Annotated in this window: 15 protein-coding genes; 13 read left to right on the top strand and 2 right to left on the bottom strand. The window is 68.9% G+C overall.

Annotation, left to right across the window (positions count from 1 at the left end; all coding sequences use genetic code 11):
* The first annotated feature begins 10 nt into the window (after nucleotides 1–10).
* Genes C7H84_RS23475 through C7H84_RS23460 form a run of 4 tightly spaced genes read left to right on the top strand, consistent with a single transcriptional unit; the run spans nucleotide 11 to nucleotide 3,322 of the window.
* On the top strand, nucleotides 11–637 hold the full coding sequence (locus C7H84_RS23475) for a cytochrome C oxidase subunit I (protein WP_121861011.1): 627 nt from the start codon (nucleotides 11–13) through the stop codon (nucleotides 635–637).
* Nucleotides 638–662: 25 nt separating this feature from the next.
* Nucleotides 663–1,775 carry a COX15/CtaA family protein gene (locus C7H84_RS23470; protein WP_121861010.1) on the top strand — a complete coding sequence of 371 codons (1,113 nt, stop codon included), beginning with the start codon at nucleotides 663–665 and terminating at the stop codon, nucleotides 1,773–1,775.
* A gap of 8 nt (nucleotides 1,776–1,783) precedes the next feature.
* Nucleotides 1,784–2,686, top strand: a complete 903-nt coding sequence (gene cyoE, locus C7H84_RS23465) for a heme o synthase (protein ID WP_121861009.1) — start codon at nucleotides 1,784–1,786, stop codon at nucleotides 2,684–2,686.
* A gap of 18 nt (nucleotides 2,687–2,704) precedes the next feature.
* A complete protein-coding gene (locus C7H84_RS23460) occupies nucleotides 2,705–3,322 on the top strand; it encodes an SCO family protein (protein ID WP_121861008.1) in 618 nt (205 codons plus the stop codon).
* Between the two features lie 172 nt (nucleotides 3,323–3,494).
* On the opposite strand, the gene C7H84_RS23455 is transcribed toward C7H84_RS23460, so the two are convergent.
* The gene (locus C7H84_RS23455) at nucleotides 3,495–3,785 is read right to left on the bottom strand and encodes a YciI family protein (RefSeq protein ID WP_044848209.1); all 291 of its coding nucleotides are present in this window, start codon (nucleotides 3,783–3,785) and stop codon (nucleotides 3,495–3,497) included.
* Nucleotides 3,786–4,014: 229 nt separating this feature from the next.
* On the opposite strand from C7H84_RS23455, the gene C7H84_RS23450 reads away from it, so the two are divergent.
* Entirely contained in the window at nucleotides 4,015–4,830 is an 816-nt protein-coding gene (locus C7H84_RS23450; RefSeq protein ID WP_121861007.1) for a MetQ/NlpA family ABC transporter substrate-binding protein, read from the top strand.
* A 129-nt stretch (nucleotides 4,831–4,959) separates the two neighbouring features.
* Here C7H84_RS23450 and C7H84_RS23445 read toward each other — a convergent pair whose 3' ends face one another.
* Nucleotides 4,960–5,268: a VF_A0006 family four-cysteine protein gene (locus tag C7H84_RS23445; RefSeq protein WP_121861006.1), complete on the bottom strand. Its 309-nt coding sequence runs from the start codon at nucleotides 5,266–5,268 to the stop codon at nucleotides 4,960–4,962.
* 398 nt (nucleotides 5,269–5,666) lie between these two features.
* Between C7H84_RS23445 and C7H84_RS23440 the strand changes: the two genes are divergently transcribed.
* The 8 genes from C7H84_RS23440 to ptsP all read left to right on the top strand — a co-directional run bounded on the left by C7H84_RS23440 (nucleotide 5,667) and on the right by ptsP (nucleotide 17,935).
* Nucleotides 5,667–6,416: a hypothetical protein gene (locus C7H84_RS23440; protein ID WP_121861005.1), complete on the top strand. Its 750-nt coding sequence runs from the start codon at nucleotides 5,667–5,669 to the stop codon at nucleotides 6,414–6,416.
* 299 nt (nucleotides 6,417–6,715) lie between these two features.
* Nucleotides 6,716–7,408, top strand: coding sequence for a translesion DNA synthesis-associated protein ImuA (gene imuA / locus C7H84_RS23435; protein ID WP_121861330.1), 693 nt, complete (start codon nucleotides 6,716–6,718; stop codon nucleotides 7,406–7,408).
* On the top strand, nucleotides 7,341–8,837 hold the full coding sequence (locus C7H84_RS23430) for a DNA polymerase Y family protein (protein ID WP_121861004.1): 1,497 nt from the start codon (nucleotides 7,341–7,343) through the stop codon (nucleotides 8,835–8,837). Before imuA ends, C7H84_RS23430 begins: the two co-directional genes overlap by 68 nt.
* Nucleotides 8,838–8,843: 6 nt before the next feature.
* Nucleotides 8,844–12,059 (top strand): error-prone DNA polymerase, encoded by a 3,216-nt coding sequence (locus C7H84_RS23425; RefSeq protein WP_121861003.1) that lies wholly within the window; start codon nucleotides 8,844–8,846, stop codon nucleotides 12,057–12,059.
* Between the two features lie 305 nt (nucleotides 12,060–12,364).
* Nucleotides 12,365–13,099: a GntR family transcriptional regulator gene (locus tag C7H84_RS23420; protein ID WP_121861002.1), complete on the top strand. Its 735-nt coding sequence runs from the start codon at nucleotides 12,365–12,367 to the stop codon at nucleotides 13,097–13,099.
* Between the two features lie 125 nt (nucleotides 13,100–13,224).
* On the top strand, nucleotides 13,225–14,328 hold the full coding sequence (nagA, locus tag C7H84_RS23415) for an N-acetylglucosamine-6-phosphate deacetylase (protein WP_121861001.1): 1,104 nt from the start codon (nucleotides 13,225–13,227) through the stop codon (nucleotides 14,326–14,328).
* The gene (locus C7H84_RS23410; RefSeq protein WP_121861000.1) at nucleotides 14,321–15,337 is read left to right on the top strand and encodes an SIS domain-containing protein; all 1,017 of its coding nucleotides are present in this window, start codon (nucleotides 14,321–14,323) and stop codon (nucleotides 15,335–15,337) included. Before nagA ends, C7H84_RS23410 begins: the two co-directional genes overlap by 8 nt.
* A gap of 15 nt (nucleotides 15,338–15,352) precedes the next feature.
* Nucleotides 15,353–17,935: a phosphoenolpyruvate--protein phosphotransferase gene (gene ptsP, locus C7H84_RS23405; RefSeq protein ID WP_121860999.1), complete on the top strand. Its 2,583-nt coding sequence runs from the start codon at nucleotides 15,353–15,355 to the stop codon at nucleotides 17,933–17,935.
* The last annotated feature ends 42 nt before the right edge of the window (nucleotides 17,936–17,977 follow it).

The raw sequence follows: 17,977 nt of genomic DNA, 5'->3' as shown, positions 1-17,977 counted from the left end.
TGATTTGTCCATGCAATCTTCCCGTCAGGGTCCGGCCACGGCGCCGGTTTCGCCGGCGGCCCGCAAGCGCGGCCGTTGGATGCTCGTACTGCTCGGGCTCGTGTGCGCGGCGCCGATACTTGCGTCGTACTTCACCTATTACGTGATCAAGCCGAAGGGCGGCTCGACCAACTACGGCACGCTGATCGAGCCGCAGCGGCCGATTCCGGCCGGCCTGCAGGTCACCGACGAAACCGGCAAGACGGTGCCGCTGTCGTCGCTGCGCGGGGTGTGGCTGTTCGTGATGACCGACCGCAGCGCATGCGACGACGCGTGCGCGCAAAAGCTTTACTTCATGCGCCAGATCCGCGTCACGCAGGCGGGCGAACGGCACCGGATCACGATGGTGTGGCTGCGCAGCGATGCGGGCACGGTGCCGCCGAAGGTGCTCGAAGCGTATCCGGACACGCGCCGGCTGATCGCCGATCCGGCCGCGGTCGCCGCGTGGCTGCCGGCCGACACCGGCACGAAGGACAGCGACCATATCTACATGGTCGACCCGAACGGCAACCTGATGATGCGTTTCCCGAAAGACCCGAACCCCAGCAAGATCAAGTCGGACGTGACGAAGCTGCTGAAGTGGTCGAGCATCGGCTAAGGCGAGAGAACGAGGCACCATTCCGATGTCGTATCTACTGCAACTCGGCCTGATCGGCTTCTGCATCGCGCTGCTGCCGCTGTCGTACGTGTGGGTGAAGGCAGACGACAACAAGTTCCGCAAGCTGGTGTGGATCACCACGTTCCTTACCCTCGACCTCGTGATGTTCGGCGGTTTCACGCGGCTGACCGATTCGGGCCTCGGCTGCCCGGACTGGCCCGGCTGCTACGGTACGTCGTCGCCGTTCATCGCGCATGCGGCGATCACGGCCGCGCACCAGGCGATGCCGACCGGGCCGGTCAGCATGACGAAGGCGTGGATCGAGATGATCCACCGCTATTTCGCGATGGCGATCGGCGTGCTGATCATCGCGCAGGTCGTGATCGCGTGGTCCGCGCGGCTGCGCCGCCGCCCGCTGCACGTGTCGCCGTGGTGGCCGACGAGCCTGCTGTTGCTGATCGTCGTGCAGGGCGTGTTCGGCGCGTGGACGGTCACGATGAAGCTGCAGCCGGTGATCGTCACGACCCACCTGCTGCTCGGCCTCGCGCTGCTCGGCACGCTCGGCTGGCTCGCGGCGCGGCAGACGCCGCTGCCGTCGCATGACCCGGAAGCCGGCCGCTACCGCGCGGCCGCGCTCGCGGCGCTGCTGCTGCTGGTCGTGCAGATCGCGCTCGGCGGCTGGGTAAGCACCAACTACGCGGTGCTCGCGTGTACCGATTTCCCGACCTGCAACGGCCAGTGGATTCCGCCGATGAACTTCGCGCAGGGCTTTCATCTTTGGCGCGCGCTCGGGATGACGCGGGACGGCGACGCGATCACGCAGGATGCGCTGGTCGCGATCCACTGGAGCCACCGCACGTTCGCGTTCGTCGTGGTCGCCTACCTGGCCGGGTTCGCGCTGAAGATGCGCCGCTTCGAGTCCTTGCGGCGGCCCGCGAACGGCGTGCTGCTGGTCGTCCTGCTGCAGTTCCTGACGGGCCTGACCAACATCGTGCTGCAGTGGCCGCTGCCGGTCGCCGTCGCGCACAACGGCGGCGCCGCGATCCTGTTGCTGCTCGTCGTCATGTTAAACTTTCGCATCCTTTCAAGCCGCCCCGGCCGTGTCGTGCAGCCCGCGCGCGACGCCGCCCCGGCGTGACCGTCCCCATGCAAAGCACCCTTTCCCAATCGCCCGGTAGCCGGTTTTCGCAGTACATGGCGCTGACGAAGCCGCGTGTCACGCAGCTCGCGGTGTTCTGCGCGGTGATCGGCATGTTTCTCGCGACGCCGGGTATGGTGCCGTGGCATGTGCTGATCGGCGGCACGGTCGGCATCTGGCTGCTGGCCGGCGCCGCGTTCGCGATCAACTGCCTCGTCGAGCAGAAGATCGACGCGATGATGCGCCGCACCGCGTGGCGCCCGTCCGCCCGCGGCGAGATCACGACCCCGCAGATCCTGCTGTTCTCGGCCGTGCTCGGCAGCGTCGGCGCGTGGACGCTCTATACGTTCACGAACCCGTTGACGATGTGGCTGACGATCGCGACGTTCGTCGGCTACGCGGTGGTCTACACGCTGCTGCTCAAGCCGATGACGCCGCAGAACATCGTGATCGGCGGCGCGTCGGGCGCGATGCCGCCGGCGCTCGGCTGGGCGGCGGTCACCGGCGCGGTGCCGGGCGACGCGTGGATCCTCGTGCTGATCATCTTCGTGTGGACGCCGCCGCATTTCTGGGTGCTGGCGCTCTATCGCCGCAAGGACTACGAAAACGCGGGCCTGCCGATGCTGCCGGTCACGCACGGCGAGAAGTTCACGCGGCTGCACATCCTGCTGTACACGGTGATCCTGTTCGCGGTCACGCTGATGCCGTTCATCTCCGGGATGAGCGGGGCCGTCTACCTGGTGAGCGCGGTGCTGCTCGGCGCGGTGTTCCTCGCCTATGCATGGAAGATCTACCGCGACTATTCGGACGAACTCGCCCGCAAGGCCTTCCGCTACTCGATCGTCTACCTGTCGCTGCTGTTCGCCGCGCTGCTTGTCGATCACTATGCACGCCCGCTGCTCGGCGTGTAACCGCACGGTTTGAACGCAATGCTCCATTCACGGTTCGGGCGCCGCGCGCGCCAAGGCTGGATGCTCGCGTGCGCATTCGCGGCAGCCACGCTGCTCGCCGGCTGCGACAACGCGCCGAAATTCCAGAATCTCGACCTCACCGGCAACACGCAGTTCGGCAGCGACTTCTCGCTGCCCGATACCACCGGCAAGGTGCGCACGCTCGCCGACTTCAAGGGGCGTGCCGTCGTGATGTTCTTCGGCTATACGCACTGCCCGGACGTGTGCCCGACGACGATGGCCGAACTGTCCGAAGCGCTGAAGCAGCTCGGCCCTGACGCCGCGAAGCGCGTGCAGGTGCTGTTCGTCACCATCGATCCGGAGCGCGACACGCCCGCGCTGCTCGGCCAGTACGTGCCCGCGTTCGATCCGTCGTTCATCGGCCTGCGCGCGGCCGACGAAGCGCAGCTCAAGAAGGTCACGAAGGATTTCCGCGTGTACTACGCGAAGGTGCCCGGCAAGACGCCCGGCAGCTACACGATGGATCACACCGCCGCGAGCTACGTGTTCGATCGCAACGGCAAGCTGCGCCTGTTCGTGCGCGACGGGCAGGGCCCCGGCCCGTGGGTCCACGACCTGAAACTGCTGGTCGACTGAGCGGCGCGCGCCGCATGATCGCCCGGGCGCTCGCCCGGCGATTCGCGTGACGGCCGCGATCTGCCGTCACGCATTCTTCCTGCTTCCCCTCGAATCGATATTCGCAGCCTCGTCGCGTCGCAACCTCGTCGCGCGCGGCGTGCATGCGCACATGCATTCGCGCTCGCTCGCGTTACGGCAACGCCGGCACGTTGAAGCCTTGCGCGGCACGCGTGATCCGGAATTCGGTCACGCGATAGGTCGCGAGTCCTTCCGTCACGAACGGATCGGTTTCGAGGATCGCGTCGAGCTCGTCGCGGTCGATGCGGGCCGCGAGGATCACGCCGCCTTCGCGCGGCACCTTCGGCCCCGCCGCGATGAAGATGCCGCGCTCGAACAGCGGCTGCAGATACGCACGATGGCGTTCGAGTGCATCGTCGATGCGCTCGAGCGACGCGTTGTAGTGGATGTCGATGACGTACATGGATGGCCCTGGAATGTCGCCGGCGCGCTGCGCGCCGGTCAGCCGGTCTTTTTAGCACAGCGGCCGTCGCGTGTCGTGCGGGCGCGCCCGGCACCGCCGCGGTGCATACCCATATGAGCGGGATGTATTTCACTTCCGGCGGATCCTGTGACACCATTTGCCCCTTCCTGCGAGTTCGGGCATACCCGTATCGCGCCCCATTTTCAGTTAGCAAGAAAGCGAGAAACAGATGAAGCGTCGCAGTCTCCTGAAGGTATTTTCCGTACTGGCCACCGGTGCCGCACTGACGCTGTCGGCGGCCGCGCATGCCGAAGACAAGGTCATCAAGGTCGGCACGGTCGCCGGCCCGGATGCGGAAGTGTGGCAGCTCGTGCAGAAGGTTGCGAAGGAGAAGGAAGGCCTGAACGTGAAGGTCATCGAGTTCAATGACTACGTGCAGCCGAACGCGGCGCTCGACGCGGGCGACCTCGACGCGAACAGCTTCCAGCACCAGCCCTACCTCGACAGCCAGGTGAAGCAGCGCGGCTACAAGATCGTCAGCGCGGGCCTGACCTACATCTCGCCGATCGGCGTGTACTCGAAGAAGTTCAAGTCGCTGAAGGATCTGCCGCAAGGCGCGAAGATCGCGGTGCCGAACGATCCGTCGAACGAGAACCGCGCGCTGCTGCTGCTGCAGACGCAAGGCGTGATCAAGCTGAAGGCCGGCGCCGGCACGGGCGGCAACAACGCGACGGCGCTCGACGTCGCCGAGAACCCGAAGAAGCTGAAGATCTCCGAACTCGACGCCGCGCAACTGCCGCGCGTGCTGTCGGACGTCGACGCCGCCGTGATCAACACGAACTACGCGATCGCCGCGAACCTGCAGCCGACCAAGGACGCGATCGCGCTCGAGGCGCTGACGAGCCCGTACGCGAACCTGATCGCCGTGCGTGCGAAGGACAAGGATCAGCCGTGGGTGAAGAAGCTGGTCAAGGCTTACCAGTCGCCGGAAGTGAAGGAATTCATCAAGAAGCAGTTCAAGGGCTCGATGGTCGCGTCGTTCTGAACGCTGCCTGTCCGTCGGACTGCTGAAACGAAAGGGCCTGCATGGTGCAGGCCCTTTTTTCATTGGCGCGGCCGGTACGCAAGCGCGCGGCGGCAGCCGCGGTGCCGGCGCCAGGCGTTCGGCGTGGGCTCACATCTCGCCGCGCCGCGAGCAGATCGCCATGATCTGCTGGATCGCATAGTTGTCGCGCACACCCGGCAGCGATTGCACCACGCACTCGTGAAAGCGCCGCTCGCGCGGCAGCAGCATCGCGTTGTTGCGGTACAGCGCGTCGCACGAGCGCTGGATCAGCTGGGCCGCCGCGCCGTTGCGGCTTTCGCGCAGCGCGCCCAGCATGCAGTCGTCGTATTGCGCATAGCCGTCGGTCAGCGCGAATGCCGCGGCCGGCAGCGCCAGCGCGACGGCCGCGCATGCGATCGCACGGATACCCCGTTTCATGTGCCCTCCGATGGTGGGGACTGGATCGGCGGACAGCATAACGTAAAGCCACCGGCGCGGCTGACGCGTTGCGCCGAGACCGGCGCGCGGCAGCGGAGGCGTGCTGCGCGTTGCAGCGTGCCGGTTTGCGTGCCGGTCCGGCCGCGCGATTCGATTCGCCCGTGACGCATCGGGCGGGGGAGTGTTGGGGGGAGCGGCGCGAGCCGGCCATGCCGCAAGTCGGCGCGCCGTAAATTTCGGATGGTAAATTGAGAGCCATGTGAACGTGGTGGCGGTCACCGATTCGGCTGGGCGACGGAGTCGGTCGCGCGAAGCGCGGCTTGCTTGTGATGGTGCAACGCCGCGATGCGCCCCTGCTGGCAAGGCGCGTAGGCGGCGCGTGGCGGCGAGGAAACGACATGGACCATGGCAATGCATTGCCGGATGCCATCCGGGCGGCGATCGACGCACACGGCGGTGCAGCGCGGTGGGCCGAACTGGCGGAGATCGAGGCGACGGTTTCCGCCCACGGTTTCCTGTTCACCGCGAAGCGACGGCCGGTACTGCGACAGGTGCAGGTTCGAGCGTCGCCACATGAGCCTCGATTCGCTTTCAACGATTTTCCGCATGTCGGCGAGACGAGCGAACTTCAAGGAGAAGAACGGGTTCAAATCGTCGGCCGAGACGGGGCGGTCTTGGCACGCCGCGAAGAACCGCGAAGCGCATTTGGCGGCTGGCGACGGCAAATCTACTGGGACGACCTCGACTTCGTCTTTTTCGGCGCCTATGCGTTCTGGAACTATCTGACAGCGCCTTTCTCGTTCCTGCGCGGCGGCTTTACGTTCCAGGAACTTCCGCCGCTGGTGACTTCGGCTGGGACATGGTCGAGAATCCGGGCGACCTTTCCCCCCGACGTTCCAACGCACAGCCGGGTCCAGGACTTCTATTTCGATAGTCAGCACCGGCTTTGCAGGCTCGATTACACCGCCATGGTGGTCGGACGCTGGGCGCGGGCCGCCCACATCTGCGAGGATTTCCGCGACTTCGACGGATTCCTGGTGCCGACCCGCAGGACGGTGAAGCCGTTGCCGGTTGGCCACGCTCCGTTGCCGGCTCCGACGCTCGTGGCGATCGAGGTCCACGATTTTCGGCCAAGGCCCGCTCATTGACGCCGGTTCGCTCGGCCGCTGCGACGGCGCAAGCAAGGCGACCGCTGTGAACTGCGCGAGGTCGTAAAAGCACCCGCACGATGACTTGCATCACCGCGTCGCGCGACGTGCGCGGCGCCGCGTGGCGTGCGACGGATTGATGACGCGGCCGCGCCAATCGCGAAATCTTGCGCTAGAATAACTGTATATTTATACAGTATTTTTGGAGCCGGATCGTGAACCGCACCGCCGCCGATGCTCAGCAGATACGTGCGCCTGATGAACGGGCTCGCGCCGTCGATGCCCTTCTCGACACCAATATTTCTTCAGCCACGGGGGGAATAACTCTCTGGCGCGGCTCGCAGCTCGCGCGCGGAGGCACGCGCACGATCGACACCGGTTTCGCGCCGCTGTCCGCCGAGCTGCCGGGCGGCGGCTGGCCGGTCGGCGGCCTCGTCGAACTGCTGGCCGCGCAGCCGGGCTGCGGCGAGATGCGGCTGCTCGCACCGGCGCTCGCGCGCACCGTCAGCGCACGGCGTCCGCTCGCGCTCGTCGCGCCGCCGCAGTCGCCGCATGCAACCGCGCTGGCCGCGCTCGGCGTGCCGGCCGACGCGCTGCTGTGGCTGCGCGCCGACAATCGCACCGACGCGTTGTGGGCCGCCGAGCAGGCGCTCAAGACGGGCTGCTGCGGCGCGCTGCTGCTGTGGCAGGACGCGCGGCCCGATGCGCTGCGGCGCCTGCATCTCGCGGCCGCGCGCACCGGCGACACGCTGTTCGTGATGCTGCGCCCGCTGTCGGCGGCCAGGCAGCCGTCGCCGGCCGTGCTGCGCGTCGCGCTGCATCCGGTGCCGGGCGGCGTGTCGCTCGACATCGTCAAGCGTCGCGGGCCCGCGTGCAGCGAGCCGCTCGCGCTCGATTTGCCGTCGCCCATCGTGGAGAGCCGCTATGCGCGTCTTGCTCGGCATCCATCTGCCGCGCCTGCCGCTCGACGTGTGCGCCCCGCCGCCGTCTGACGCAGCGGCCGGCGAGGCCAGCGAAGCCGGCTGCGCGGTGCTCGAGCAGGGTGTCGTGCTGATTGCCGACGCGCCCGCGCGCCGGCAGGGCGTGCGCGCGGGCATGAAGCGCGGCGGCGTGCTGACGCTCGCGCCCGACACGCGGCTCGTCGAACGCGATCCCGCCCGCGAAGCCGATGCGCTGCGCGCCGTCGCGCTCGCATTGCTGCGCTTCTCGCCGTGCGTCGCGCTCGACGACGAAGCGACGCTGCTGGTCGACGTCGGCCCGAGCCTGCGCCTGTTCGGCGGCCTGCCGTCGTTGTGTCGGCAGGTGCGCGCGACGCTCGCGACGCTCGGTTATGCGGCGCGCCTGTCCGCCGCGCCGACCGGGCGCGGCGCGTGGCTGCTCGCGCGCACGTCGGCGCGGGCACGCATCCGGCGCCGCGTGGCCCGGCCGGCGTCGCTCGTCCGCACGCTCGATCGGTTGCCGTGTGCGTTGCTGCCCGACGCCCGCCCGTATGCGGGCTGGTTCGACGGCCTCGGTTGCCGCACGCTTGCCGACCTGCGCGGCCTGCCGCGCGCGGGGCTGCAGCGCCGCTGCGGTCCGGCGCTGCTCGCCGCGCTGGATCGCGCCTACGGCGATGCGGTCGAGCCGCTTGCATGGATGGCCGTGCCGTCCGTGTTCGACGTGCGGGTCGAATTGCCGGAGCGCGTCGAATACGCGGAAGCCGTGCTGTTCGTCGCGCAGCGGCTCATCGTGCAGCTCTGCGGCTGGCTGGCCGCGCGGCAGTTGTCGCTGGCCGCGATGACGTTCGAGCTCGAACACGAGCGCGGCCGTCAGGCCGTGCCGCCGACACCGCTCGAACTCGCGTTCGCCGCGCCCGTGCGCGACGAAGCGCACTTCATGCGGCTGCTCGGCGAGCGGCTCGCGCGCGTCGAGTTGCCGGCCGCGGTGATCGCGGTGCGGCTGAAGGCCACGCGCGTCGAATCGGTCGCGCCGCCGGCCGACGATCTCTTTCCCGAGCCGGGCGGCACGCGAGAAACCCGCGAACGGCTGTTCGAACTGCTGGTCGCGCGGCTCGGCGCCGACAACGTGCTGCGTGCGGCGCCCGTCGCCGATCATCGTCCGGAGGCCGCGAACTGCTGGCTGCCGCTCGACGCGCAAGCGGGCAAGCCGGCCGGCGGCCCGCCTGCCGTGCCGCCGCGTCCCGCGTGGCTGCTGGCCGCGCCGCTGCCGCTTCTGATGCGCGGCGAGCGGCCGGTATTTCATACGCCGCTCAGGATGATGTCGTCGCCCGAGCGAATCGAAGCCGGCTGGTTCGACGGGCAGATGGCCGCACGCGATTACCACGTCGCGCAGGACGAAGCCGGTGCGTGCTATTGGGTGTTCAAGGAGCGGGCGGGGAGCGAGTCCGAGCCGCGCTGGTTCCTGCACGGCCTGTTCGGGTGAACGGCGATGGTTGCGGAATTCAGTTTGCTGCCCGATTACGCGGAATTGTTCTGCCGTTCGAACTTTTCGTTCCTGCATGGCGCGTCGCATGCGGAGGAGCTGGTCGAGCGCGCGAAAGAACTCGGCTATCGCGGGATCGCGATCACCGACGAATGCTCGCTCGCCGGCGCGCCGCGCATGCATGTCGCCGCGCAGGCGCACGGGCTGCCGCTCGTCATCGGTTCGTATTTCGACGTCACACCGGATGAAGTCGCGCCCGGCCACGATCCGGGCCCCGGTGCGTTCGGGCTCGTGCTGCTTGCGCGGAACCGCGAGGGCTACGGCAATCTTTCCGAGCTGATTTCGTGGCGGCGGATGACAGCGCCGAAGGGCACTTACACGCTGACGCCGCGGATGCTGTCGGTGCCGCCAGCGGAGTTCGCCCACCTGCGCGGGATGCCCGACTGCTTCGCGATTCTCGTGCCCGCGTACCCGGTGCGGGCGGACGTGCTCGATGCGCAGGTCGCGTGGTTTCGCGCGACGTTCGGCGAGCGTGCGCGGCTCGGGCTCGTGCAACTGCAGCGCGCGCTCGACGGCGCGCAGCGCGACGAGATTCGCGAGGCCGGTGAGCGGCGTGGCGTGCGTATCGTCGCGCTCGGCGACGTGACGATGCATGTGCGCTCGTGCAAGCCGCTGCAGGACGTGATGACGGCGATCCGCATCGGTATGCCGATATCGGAATGCGGGTACGCGCTTGCGCCGAATGCAGAGCAGCATCTGCGTTCGCGTGGACGGATCGCGAAGTTGTTTGCGTCGAACGAGATCGCGGAAACCTGCGCGATGCTCGATGCGTGTGATTTCGATCTCGGCACGCTGCGTTATGAGTATCCCGACGAGATCGTGCCGGAGGGGCTGACGCCGACGCGCTATCTGGAACAGGAAACCTTCGCAGGCGCGGCCGATCGTTATCCGCAGGGCATTCCGGAGAAGGTGGAGAAGCAGATCCGTTACGAACTCGAGCTGATCGCGCGGCTCAGCTACGAACCGTTCTTCCTGACCGTCTACGACATCGTCAAATACGCGCGCAGCCAGAACATCCTGTGCCAGGGCCGCGGGTCGGCCGCGAACTCGGTCGTCTGCTACTGCCTCGGCATCACGGAAGTGAATCCCGAGCAGAGCACGATGCTGTTCGAGCGCTTCATCAGCGAGGAGCGCGGCGAGCCGCCCGACATCGACGTCGACTTCGAGCATCAGCGCCGCGAAGAAGTCATCCAGCATATCTACCGGAAATACGGCAAGGATCGCGCGGCGATCGCGGCGGCCGTGTCGACCTATCGCCCGCGCGGCGTGCTGCGCGAAACCGGCAAGGCGCTCGGCGTCGATCCGATGCTGGTCGATCGGGTCGCGAAGGGGCATCGCTGGTTCGACGGCAGTCGCGACCTGCTGCAGCAATTCTCGTCGACCGGGCTCGATCCGGCGACGCCGCTGATCCGCACGTGGGCCGAGCTCGCCGCGCGGCTGCTCAATTTTCCGCGCCACCTGTCGCAGCACTCGGGCGGCTTCGTGATCAGCCGCGGCAAGCTCACGCGGCTCGTGCCGGTCGAGAACGCGGCGATGGACGGGCGGCGCGTGATCCAGTGGGACAAGGACGATCTCGAGGCGCTCGGGCTGATGAAGGTCGACGTGCTCGCGCTCGGCATGCTGTCGGCGCTGCATCGCGCGTTCGACCTGCGCACCGCGTGGCGCGGGCCGGAGAAGGACGGCGAGCCGTTCACGATGAAGCACATTCCGCAGGATGACGAACCAACCTACGACATGATCTGCCGCGCCGATACGGTCGGCGTGTTCCAGATCGAATCGCGCGCGCAGATGTCGATGCTGCCGCGGCTGAAGCCGCGCCATTACTACGACCTCGTCGTGCAGGTGTCGATCGTGCGGCCCGGGCCGATCCAGGGCGGCGCCGTGCATCCGTACCTGAAGCGGCGCAGGATCGTGGCCGGTGAAGAGGACGGCGAGGTCACGTATCCGAGCAAGGCGCTCGAGCAGGTGCTCGAACGCACGCTCGGCGTGCCGATCTTCCAGGAGCAGGTGATGCAGATCGCGATCGTCGCGGCGGGCTTCACGCCCGGCGAGGCCGACGAACTGCGCCGCGCGATGGCCGCATGGAAGCGCAAGGGCAACCTCGAGAAGTATCAGGACAAGATCATTCACGGGATGCTCGAGCGCAACTACACGCGCGAATTCGCCGAGCAGATCTTCGAGCAGATCAAGGGCTTCGGCGAATACGGCTTCCCCGAGAGCCACGCGGCCAGCTTCGCGAAGCTCGCCTATGCGAGCAGCTGGCTCAAATGCCACGAACCGGCGATCTTCGTCGCGTCGCTGCTGAACAGCCAGCCGATGGGGTTCTACGCGCCCGCGCAGCTCGTGCAGGACGCGAAGCGCCACGGCGTGAAGGTGTTTCCGGCCGACGTCACGCGCAGCGGCTGGGAAGCGTCGCTCGAAGCGCTGCCCGGCCAGCCGCCGCCGCACGGCCAGCCCGCGGTGCGGCTCGGCCTGTCGCTCGTGCGCGGCCTCGGCGAAGCTGCCGCGCGGCGCATCGAGGCCGCGCGCGCGGCCGGCCCGTTCGAGAACGTCGACGCGCTCGCGCGCCGCGCGCAGCTCGAACGGCGTGATCTCGAAGCGCTCGCCGCCGCGAACGCGCTCGCGACGCTCGCCGGCCATCGCCGCGATGCGCTGTGGCAGGCCGTCGCCGCGGCGCCCGAGCGCGACCTGCTGGCCGCCGCGCCGATCGACGAAACGGAGCAGCCCGCGCTCGGCGCGCCGTCGGAAGCCGACGACATCCTCGCCGACTATCACACCACCGGCCTCACGCTGAACCGCCATCCGGTCGCGCTGCTGCGGCCCGCGTTGCGCGCGCAGCGGCTGTCGTCCGCGGCCGAGCTGCGCGACCGTCCCGACGGCCGGCTCGCGCGCGCATGCGGGCTCGTGATCGCGCGGCAGATGCCGGGCACCGCGAAGGGCGTGATGTTCATGACGCTCGAAGATGAAACGGGCTGCGTGAACGTGATCGTGCGGCCCGAGCTGCTTGCGCGGCAGCGGCGCGAAACGCTCGATTCGCGGTTGCTCGCGGCGTCGGGCGTGTGGCAGGTCGTCAGCGACGTGAGGCACCTCGTCGCGCAGCATTTCGAGGATCTGACGCCGCTGCTCGGCGGGCTGCGCACGTCGAGCCGCGAGTTCCACTGACGCGGCGCGCCGGGTGCCGGCGCGTGCATACCAGTCCGCCAAACTGGTTCTATTCAGGTATCGTTTTTGGCCCTCCCAATCCGCAAAATCCGGCGCCAGAACTGTCCCCTTGCATACCAATCCGGGTAAATCCCTATCCCGCAGTTCGTTGTAAACAAAGGCTTTGTGGTTGCTAAAACGCTTGCGGGACAAGGCTTCCGGCGGTTTTCGCACCGCTAATACCAGTTCGTTGACTGGTATTATTGTGGTTATATAATGCGTTCACTTTCGACGGTCCGAGATCGTCGTCCGACACCCGGAGGCACATGGAAACCGGCTGGTCCGAACTGGCGCCCGATCCCCTCGACGACACGCCGCTGTATCTGCAGCTCGCCCGCAACCTGGCGAGCGCGATTCACGCCGGCGCGTGGCGCGCCGGAGAGGCGCTGCCGTCGGAGCGGCTGTTGTCGGGATCGGTCGGCGTGTCGCGGATCACGGCCCGCCGTGCGCTCGCGCTGCTGGTCGAGCAGGGGCTGATCAAGCGGGCGCGCGGGGCGGGCAGCTTCATCACGCCGCGCGTGGCCGATCCGCTGTCGCGTCTGGTCGGCTTCACCGCGAAGATGCAGCAGCGCGGCTTCCTGCCCGATTCGGTGTGGCTGGCGCGCACGCTGCGCACCGCGAGCCGCGACGAGATCACGCGTCTGGGCCTTGCGCCCGGCGCGACGGTCGCGCGGCTCGAACGGTTGCGCCGCGCGGACGGCATCGTGATGGCCGTCGAGCATTCGACGCTGCCGGCCGCGGTGGTGCCGGATCCGCAGGCGCTCGGCGCGTCGCTGTACGAATACCTCGACGCCCGCGGCATGACCGTCGTGCGCGCGCTGCAGCACTTTCGCGCGGCGAATGCGACGCACGACATCGCGAAGTGGATGGCGGTGAAGCCGGGCTCAGCGCTGCTCGTGATCACGCGCATCGGCTACGGCGCCGACCAGCGCGCGATCGAAGTGACCGAAACGTATTGCCGCGACGACTACTACGACTTCGTCGCCGAACTGAAACGCTGACGCGCGAGAGTGCTGCACGCCCCGCGCACCACGCGCGAGGGAACGCAATCGCGCGCAATGAATCGCAACGAATTTGCAAATCGCGACGCGGACGTCCGCGTCACCAGATCATCAAGAGAAACGTCATGCTGACTGGAAACATCCTGACCCCCGACGGCTGGATTCACGGCTCGCTCCACAGCGAGAACGGCCGCATCACCACGCTCGACGGCACGCCCGCCGACCCCGCGACGAACGACGCGCCGTACATCCTGCCCGGCTTCATCGACCTGCACGTGCACGGCGGCGGCGGCGCCGACGTGATGGAAGGCGGCGACGCGATCGAGACGATCGCGCGCACGCACGCGCAGTTCGGCACGACGAGCCTGCTCGCGACGACGATGACCGCGCCGCGCGACGAACTGATGCAGGTCGTCGCGAACCTGGGCACCGTCGCCCGCACGCGTACGCCCGGCGGCGCGCGCGTGCTCGGCGTGCACCTCGAAGGCCCGTACATCAACCCCGGCAAGCTCGGCGCGCAGCCGGACGCGGCCGTGTCGGCCGTGCTCGACGAAGTGCTGAAGTACCTGTCGATCGCGCCGATCCGCGTCGTCACGCTCGCGCCGGAAATCGCCGGCCACATCGAGATCATCGGCGAGATGGCCGCGCGCGGCGTGCGCGTGCAACTCGGCCACTCGCTCGCGACCTACGACGACGCCGTCGCCGCGCTCAAGCACGGCGCGTGCGGCTTCACGCACCTGTTCAACGCGATGTCGCCGCTGCATCACCGCAATCCGGGCCTCGTCGGCGCGGCGCTCGCGCATGCCGAGTACGCGGAAATCATCCCCGACCTGCTGCACGTGCATCCGGGCGCGATCCGCGCGGCGCTTCGCGCGATCCCGCGCCTGTACGTCGTCACCGACAGCACGTCGGCCACTGGCATGCCCGACGGCGAATACCGGCTCGGCAGCCAGCACGTGACGAAGTGCCTCGGCGGCGTGCGGCTCGCCGACGGCACGCTCGCCGGCAGCACGCTGACGATGGACCAGGCGCTGCGCAACCTCGTGTCGCTCGGCCTGCCGATCGCCGACGTGTCGAACCGGATGTCGCGCTATGCGGCCGACTACCTTGGTGTCGCCGATCGCGGCCGCCTCGAGCGCGGCGCATGGGCCGACCTCGCGGTGTTCGATCGCGACCTGAACCTCACCGCGACCTACGTCGAAGGAGAATCGATTGTCGAATATGCTTAAGGAAGCGCGCGAGTCCGCCCAGGTCGTCGCCGCGCAACTCGCCGACACCACGCGCGTCGAAGCGCTCGCCGGCCAACTGCTCGATCACCCGCCGGCCGTCGCGCTGACGGTCGCGCGCGGCAGCTCGGATCACGCCGCCAGCTATTTCGCGAGCCTGACGATGAGCCGCCTCGGCGTGCCCGTCGCGTCGCTGCCGATGTCGGTCGCGACGCTGCAGCAGGCGCCGCTGAAGGTGCAGGACCAGCTCGCGCTCGCGTTCTCCCAGTCGGGCAAGAGCCCCGATCTCGTCAATACGATGGCCGCGCTGCGCGAAGCCGGCGCGCGCACCGTCGCCGCCGTGAACGTGCTGCCGTCGCCGCTCGCCGACGCGTGCGAGCACCAGCTGCCGCTCCTCGCCGGCCCCGAACTGTCGGTCGCCGCGACCAAGAGCTATATCGCGATGCTGTCGCTGTCCGCGCAGATCGTCGCGTACTGGCAGCGCGATGCCGAGTTGATCACCGCATTGCGCGGCCTGCCCGACGTGCTCGCGCAAGCGGGCCAGCTCGACTGGTCGCCGGCCGTCGACGCGCTCGCGGGAATCGAGCGGATGATCGTGATCGGCCGCGGCCTCGGGCTTGCGATCGCGCAGGAAGCCGCGCTGAAACTGAAGGAAACCTCCGGGATCCAGGCCGAGGCGTTCTCGAGCGCGGAAGTCCGTCACGGCCCGATGGAGCTGATCGACCGCGACTATCCGCTGCTCGTGTTCGCGCCGCCGGGCCCCGAGCAGGCCGGGCTGCTGCAGCTCGCGCAGGACATGCGCGCACGCGGCGCCGCCGTGCTGCTCGCGGCGCCTGCCGGCACGCCCGGCGTATCGGGCACCGTGCTGCCGCTCGCGCAGTCCGCCCATTCGGCGCTCGACCCGATCGCCGCCATTCTTTCGTTCTACGTGATGGCGGCGGATCTCGCCGTCGCGCGCGGCCGCAATCCCGACACGCCGCGCCACCTGAACAAAGTCACCGAAACGCACTGATAGCCGAGACAGCCGATGAGACGCGCCGAGGAGTCCCAGTTGAAGAGTTCCACCCCCGATCAGATCGTCCTGCTCAGTCCGTTGACCGGACCGATCGTCGCGCTGGCCGATGTGCCCGATCCGGTGTTCTCCGGCGGGATGTTCGGCGACGGCATCGGCATCGATCCGCTCGCCGGCACGCTCGTCGCGCCGTGCGCCGGCATCGTGTCGCATCTCGCGCGCACCGGTCATGCAGTGACGATCACGACGCCCCAAGGCGCGGAAGTGCTGCTGCACATCGGCATCGATACCGTCGAGCTGAACGGGCAGGGCTTCACCGCGCACGTCGAAGCCGGCGCGCGCGTCGCGGCGGGCGACCTGCTGATCGAGTTCGATCAGGACACGGTCGCGCGCAGCGCGCATTCGCTGGTGTCGGTGATCGCGATCGCGAACTCCGACGCGTTCGACGTCGTCGAGCGCGCGAGCGGTTTCGCGACGGCCGGCGAGACGCCGCTGCTGACGCTGCGCGGCAAGGGCGAAGCGGCCGCGCAGGCGGCGCAGGCCGGTGCCGCGGCGATGAACGAAGTGCGCCGCGAACTCGTGCTCACGCAGCCGGGCGGCCTGCATGCCCGCCCGGCCGCCCGTGCCCGCGAATCCGTGCGCGGCTTCGACGCGGCGGTCGACGTGCAGTTCGACGGCCGCAAGGCGTCGATCGCGAGCGTCGTGGGCCTGCTCGGCCTCGGTGCCGGCGAAGGCGCGACGATCGAGCTGATCGGCCGCGGCGCGCAGGCGCAGCAAGCGGTCGAGGCGGTCGAACACGAACTGCTGCGCGAAGCGCACGGCGAAGTCGAGGAGAAGCCGGCGCGGCTGCGTTCGCCCGCGCCGCAGACCATCGCGCGCAACACCGGCGCGCCGCTCGACCCGAACACGCTCGCCGGCGTATGCGCGGCGCCCGGCATCGCGGTCGGCACGCTCGTGCGTCTCGACGATGCGGACATCGTGCCGCCCGAACAGGCGACCGGCACGCCCGCGTCGGAAAGCCGCCGGCTCGACCAGGCGCTGAAGGCGGTCGACGCCGAACTCGACGAAACGGTGCGCAACGCGTCGGCGCGCGGCGCGGTCGGCGAGGCGGGGATCTTCGCGGTGCATCGCGTGCTGCTCGAGGATCCGACGCTTGTCGACGCGGCACGCGACCAGATCAGCCTCGGCAAGAGCGCGGGCTTCGCGTGGCGCGCGACGATCCGCGCGCAGATCGACACGCTGTCGAAGCTCGACGACGCGCTGCTCGCCGAGCGTGCGGCCGACCTGCGCGACATCGAGAAGCGCGTGCTGCGCGCGCTCGGCCACACGAGCGGCGCGACGCGCGCGCTGCCCGACGAGGCCGTGCTCGCCGCCGAGGAATTCACGCCGTCGGACCTGTCGTCGCTCGATCGCCAGCGCGTGAGCGCGCTCGTGATGGCGCGCGGCGGCGCGACGTCGCATGCGGCGATCATCGCGCGCCAGCTCGGCATTCCGGCGCTCGTCGCGGTCGGCGACGCGCTGTATGCGATCCCGGACGGCACGCAGGTCGTCGTCGATGCGAGCGCGGGCCGTCTCGAACACGCGCCGACCGCGCTCGACGTCGAACGCGCGCGCCACGAGCGCCAGCGCCTGGACGGCGTGCGCGAGGCGAACCGGCAGCAGGCCGGCGCCGCGGCCGCGACCACCGACGGCCGCGCGATCGAGGTCGCCGCGAACATCGCGACGCTCGACGACGCGAACACCGCGGTCGACAACGGCGCGGACGCGGTCGGCCTGCTGCGCACCGAGCTGATGTTCATCCATCGCCAGGCCGCGCCGACCGTCATCGAACACCAGCAGAGCTACCAGTCGATCGTCGACGCGCTGCAGGGCCGCACCGCGATCATCCGCACGCTCGACGTCGGCGCCGACAAGGAAGTCGACTACCTGACGCTGCCGCCCGAACCGAACCCCGCACTCGGCCTGCGCGGCATCCGCCTCGCGCAGGTGCGCCCCGATCTGCTCGACGATCAGCTGCAGGGCCTGCTCGCGGTGAAGCCGCTCGGCGCGGTGCGCATCCTGCTGCCGATGGTGACCGATGCGGGCGAACTCGTGCGGCTGCGCAAGCGCATCGACGAATTCGCGCGTGCGCAGGGCCGCACCGAGCCGATCGAGGTCGGCGTGATGATCGAGGTGCCGTCGGCGGCATTGCTCGCCGACCAGCTCGCGCAGCACGCGGATTTCCTGTCGATCGGCACCAACGACCTGACGCAGTACACGCTCGCGATGGACCGCTGCCAGGCCGATCTGGCCGCGCAGTCCGACGGCCTGCATCCGGCCGTGCTGCGCCTGATCGACATCGCGGTGCGTGGCGCGGCGAAGCACGGCAAGTGGGTCGGCGTGTGCGGCGCGCTGGGCGGCGATCCGCTCGCGGTGCCGATCCTCGTCGGCCTCGGCGTGACCGAACTGTCGGTCGATCCGGTGTCGGTGCCGGGCATCAAGGCGCGTGTGCGCCGTCTCGATTACCAGCTGTGTCGCCAGCGTGCGCAGGATCTGCTCGCACTCGACTCGGCACAGGCGGTAAGGGCAGCAAGCCGCGAGGTCTGGCCGCTCGACTGAACGTCGACGGCGCTCGCGCGGCCGTTTCACCACGAAAGCAAT

This window comes from Burkholderia sp. Nafp2/4-1b (genome assembly GCF_003635165.1).
Classification (GTDB): Bacteria; Pseudomonadota; Gammaproteobacteria; order Burkholderiales; family Burkholderiaceae; genus Burkholderia.
Note: the sequence above shows the minus strand (reverse complement) of the source record. Positions and strands in the feature narration are given on the sequence as shown.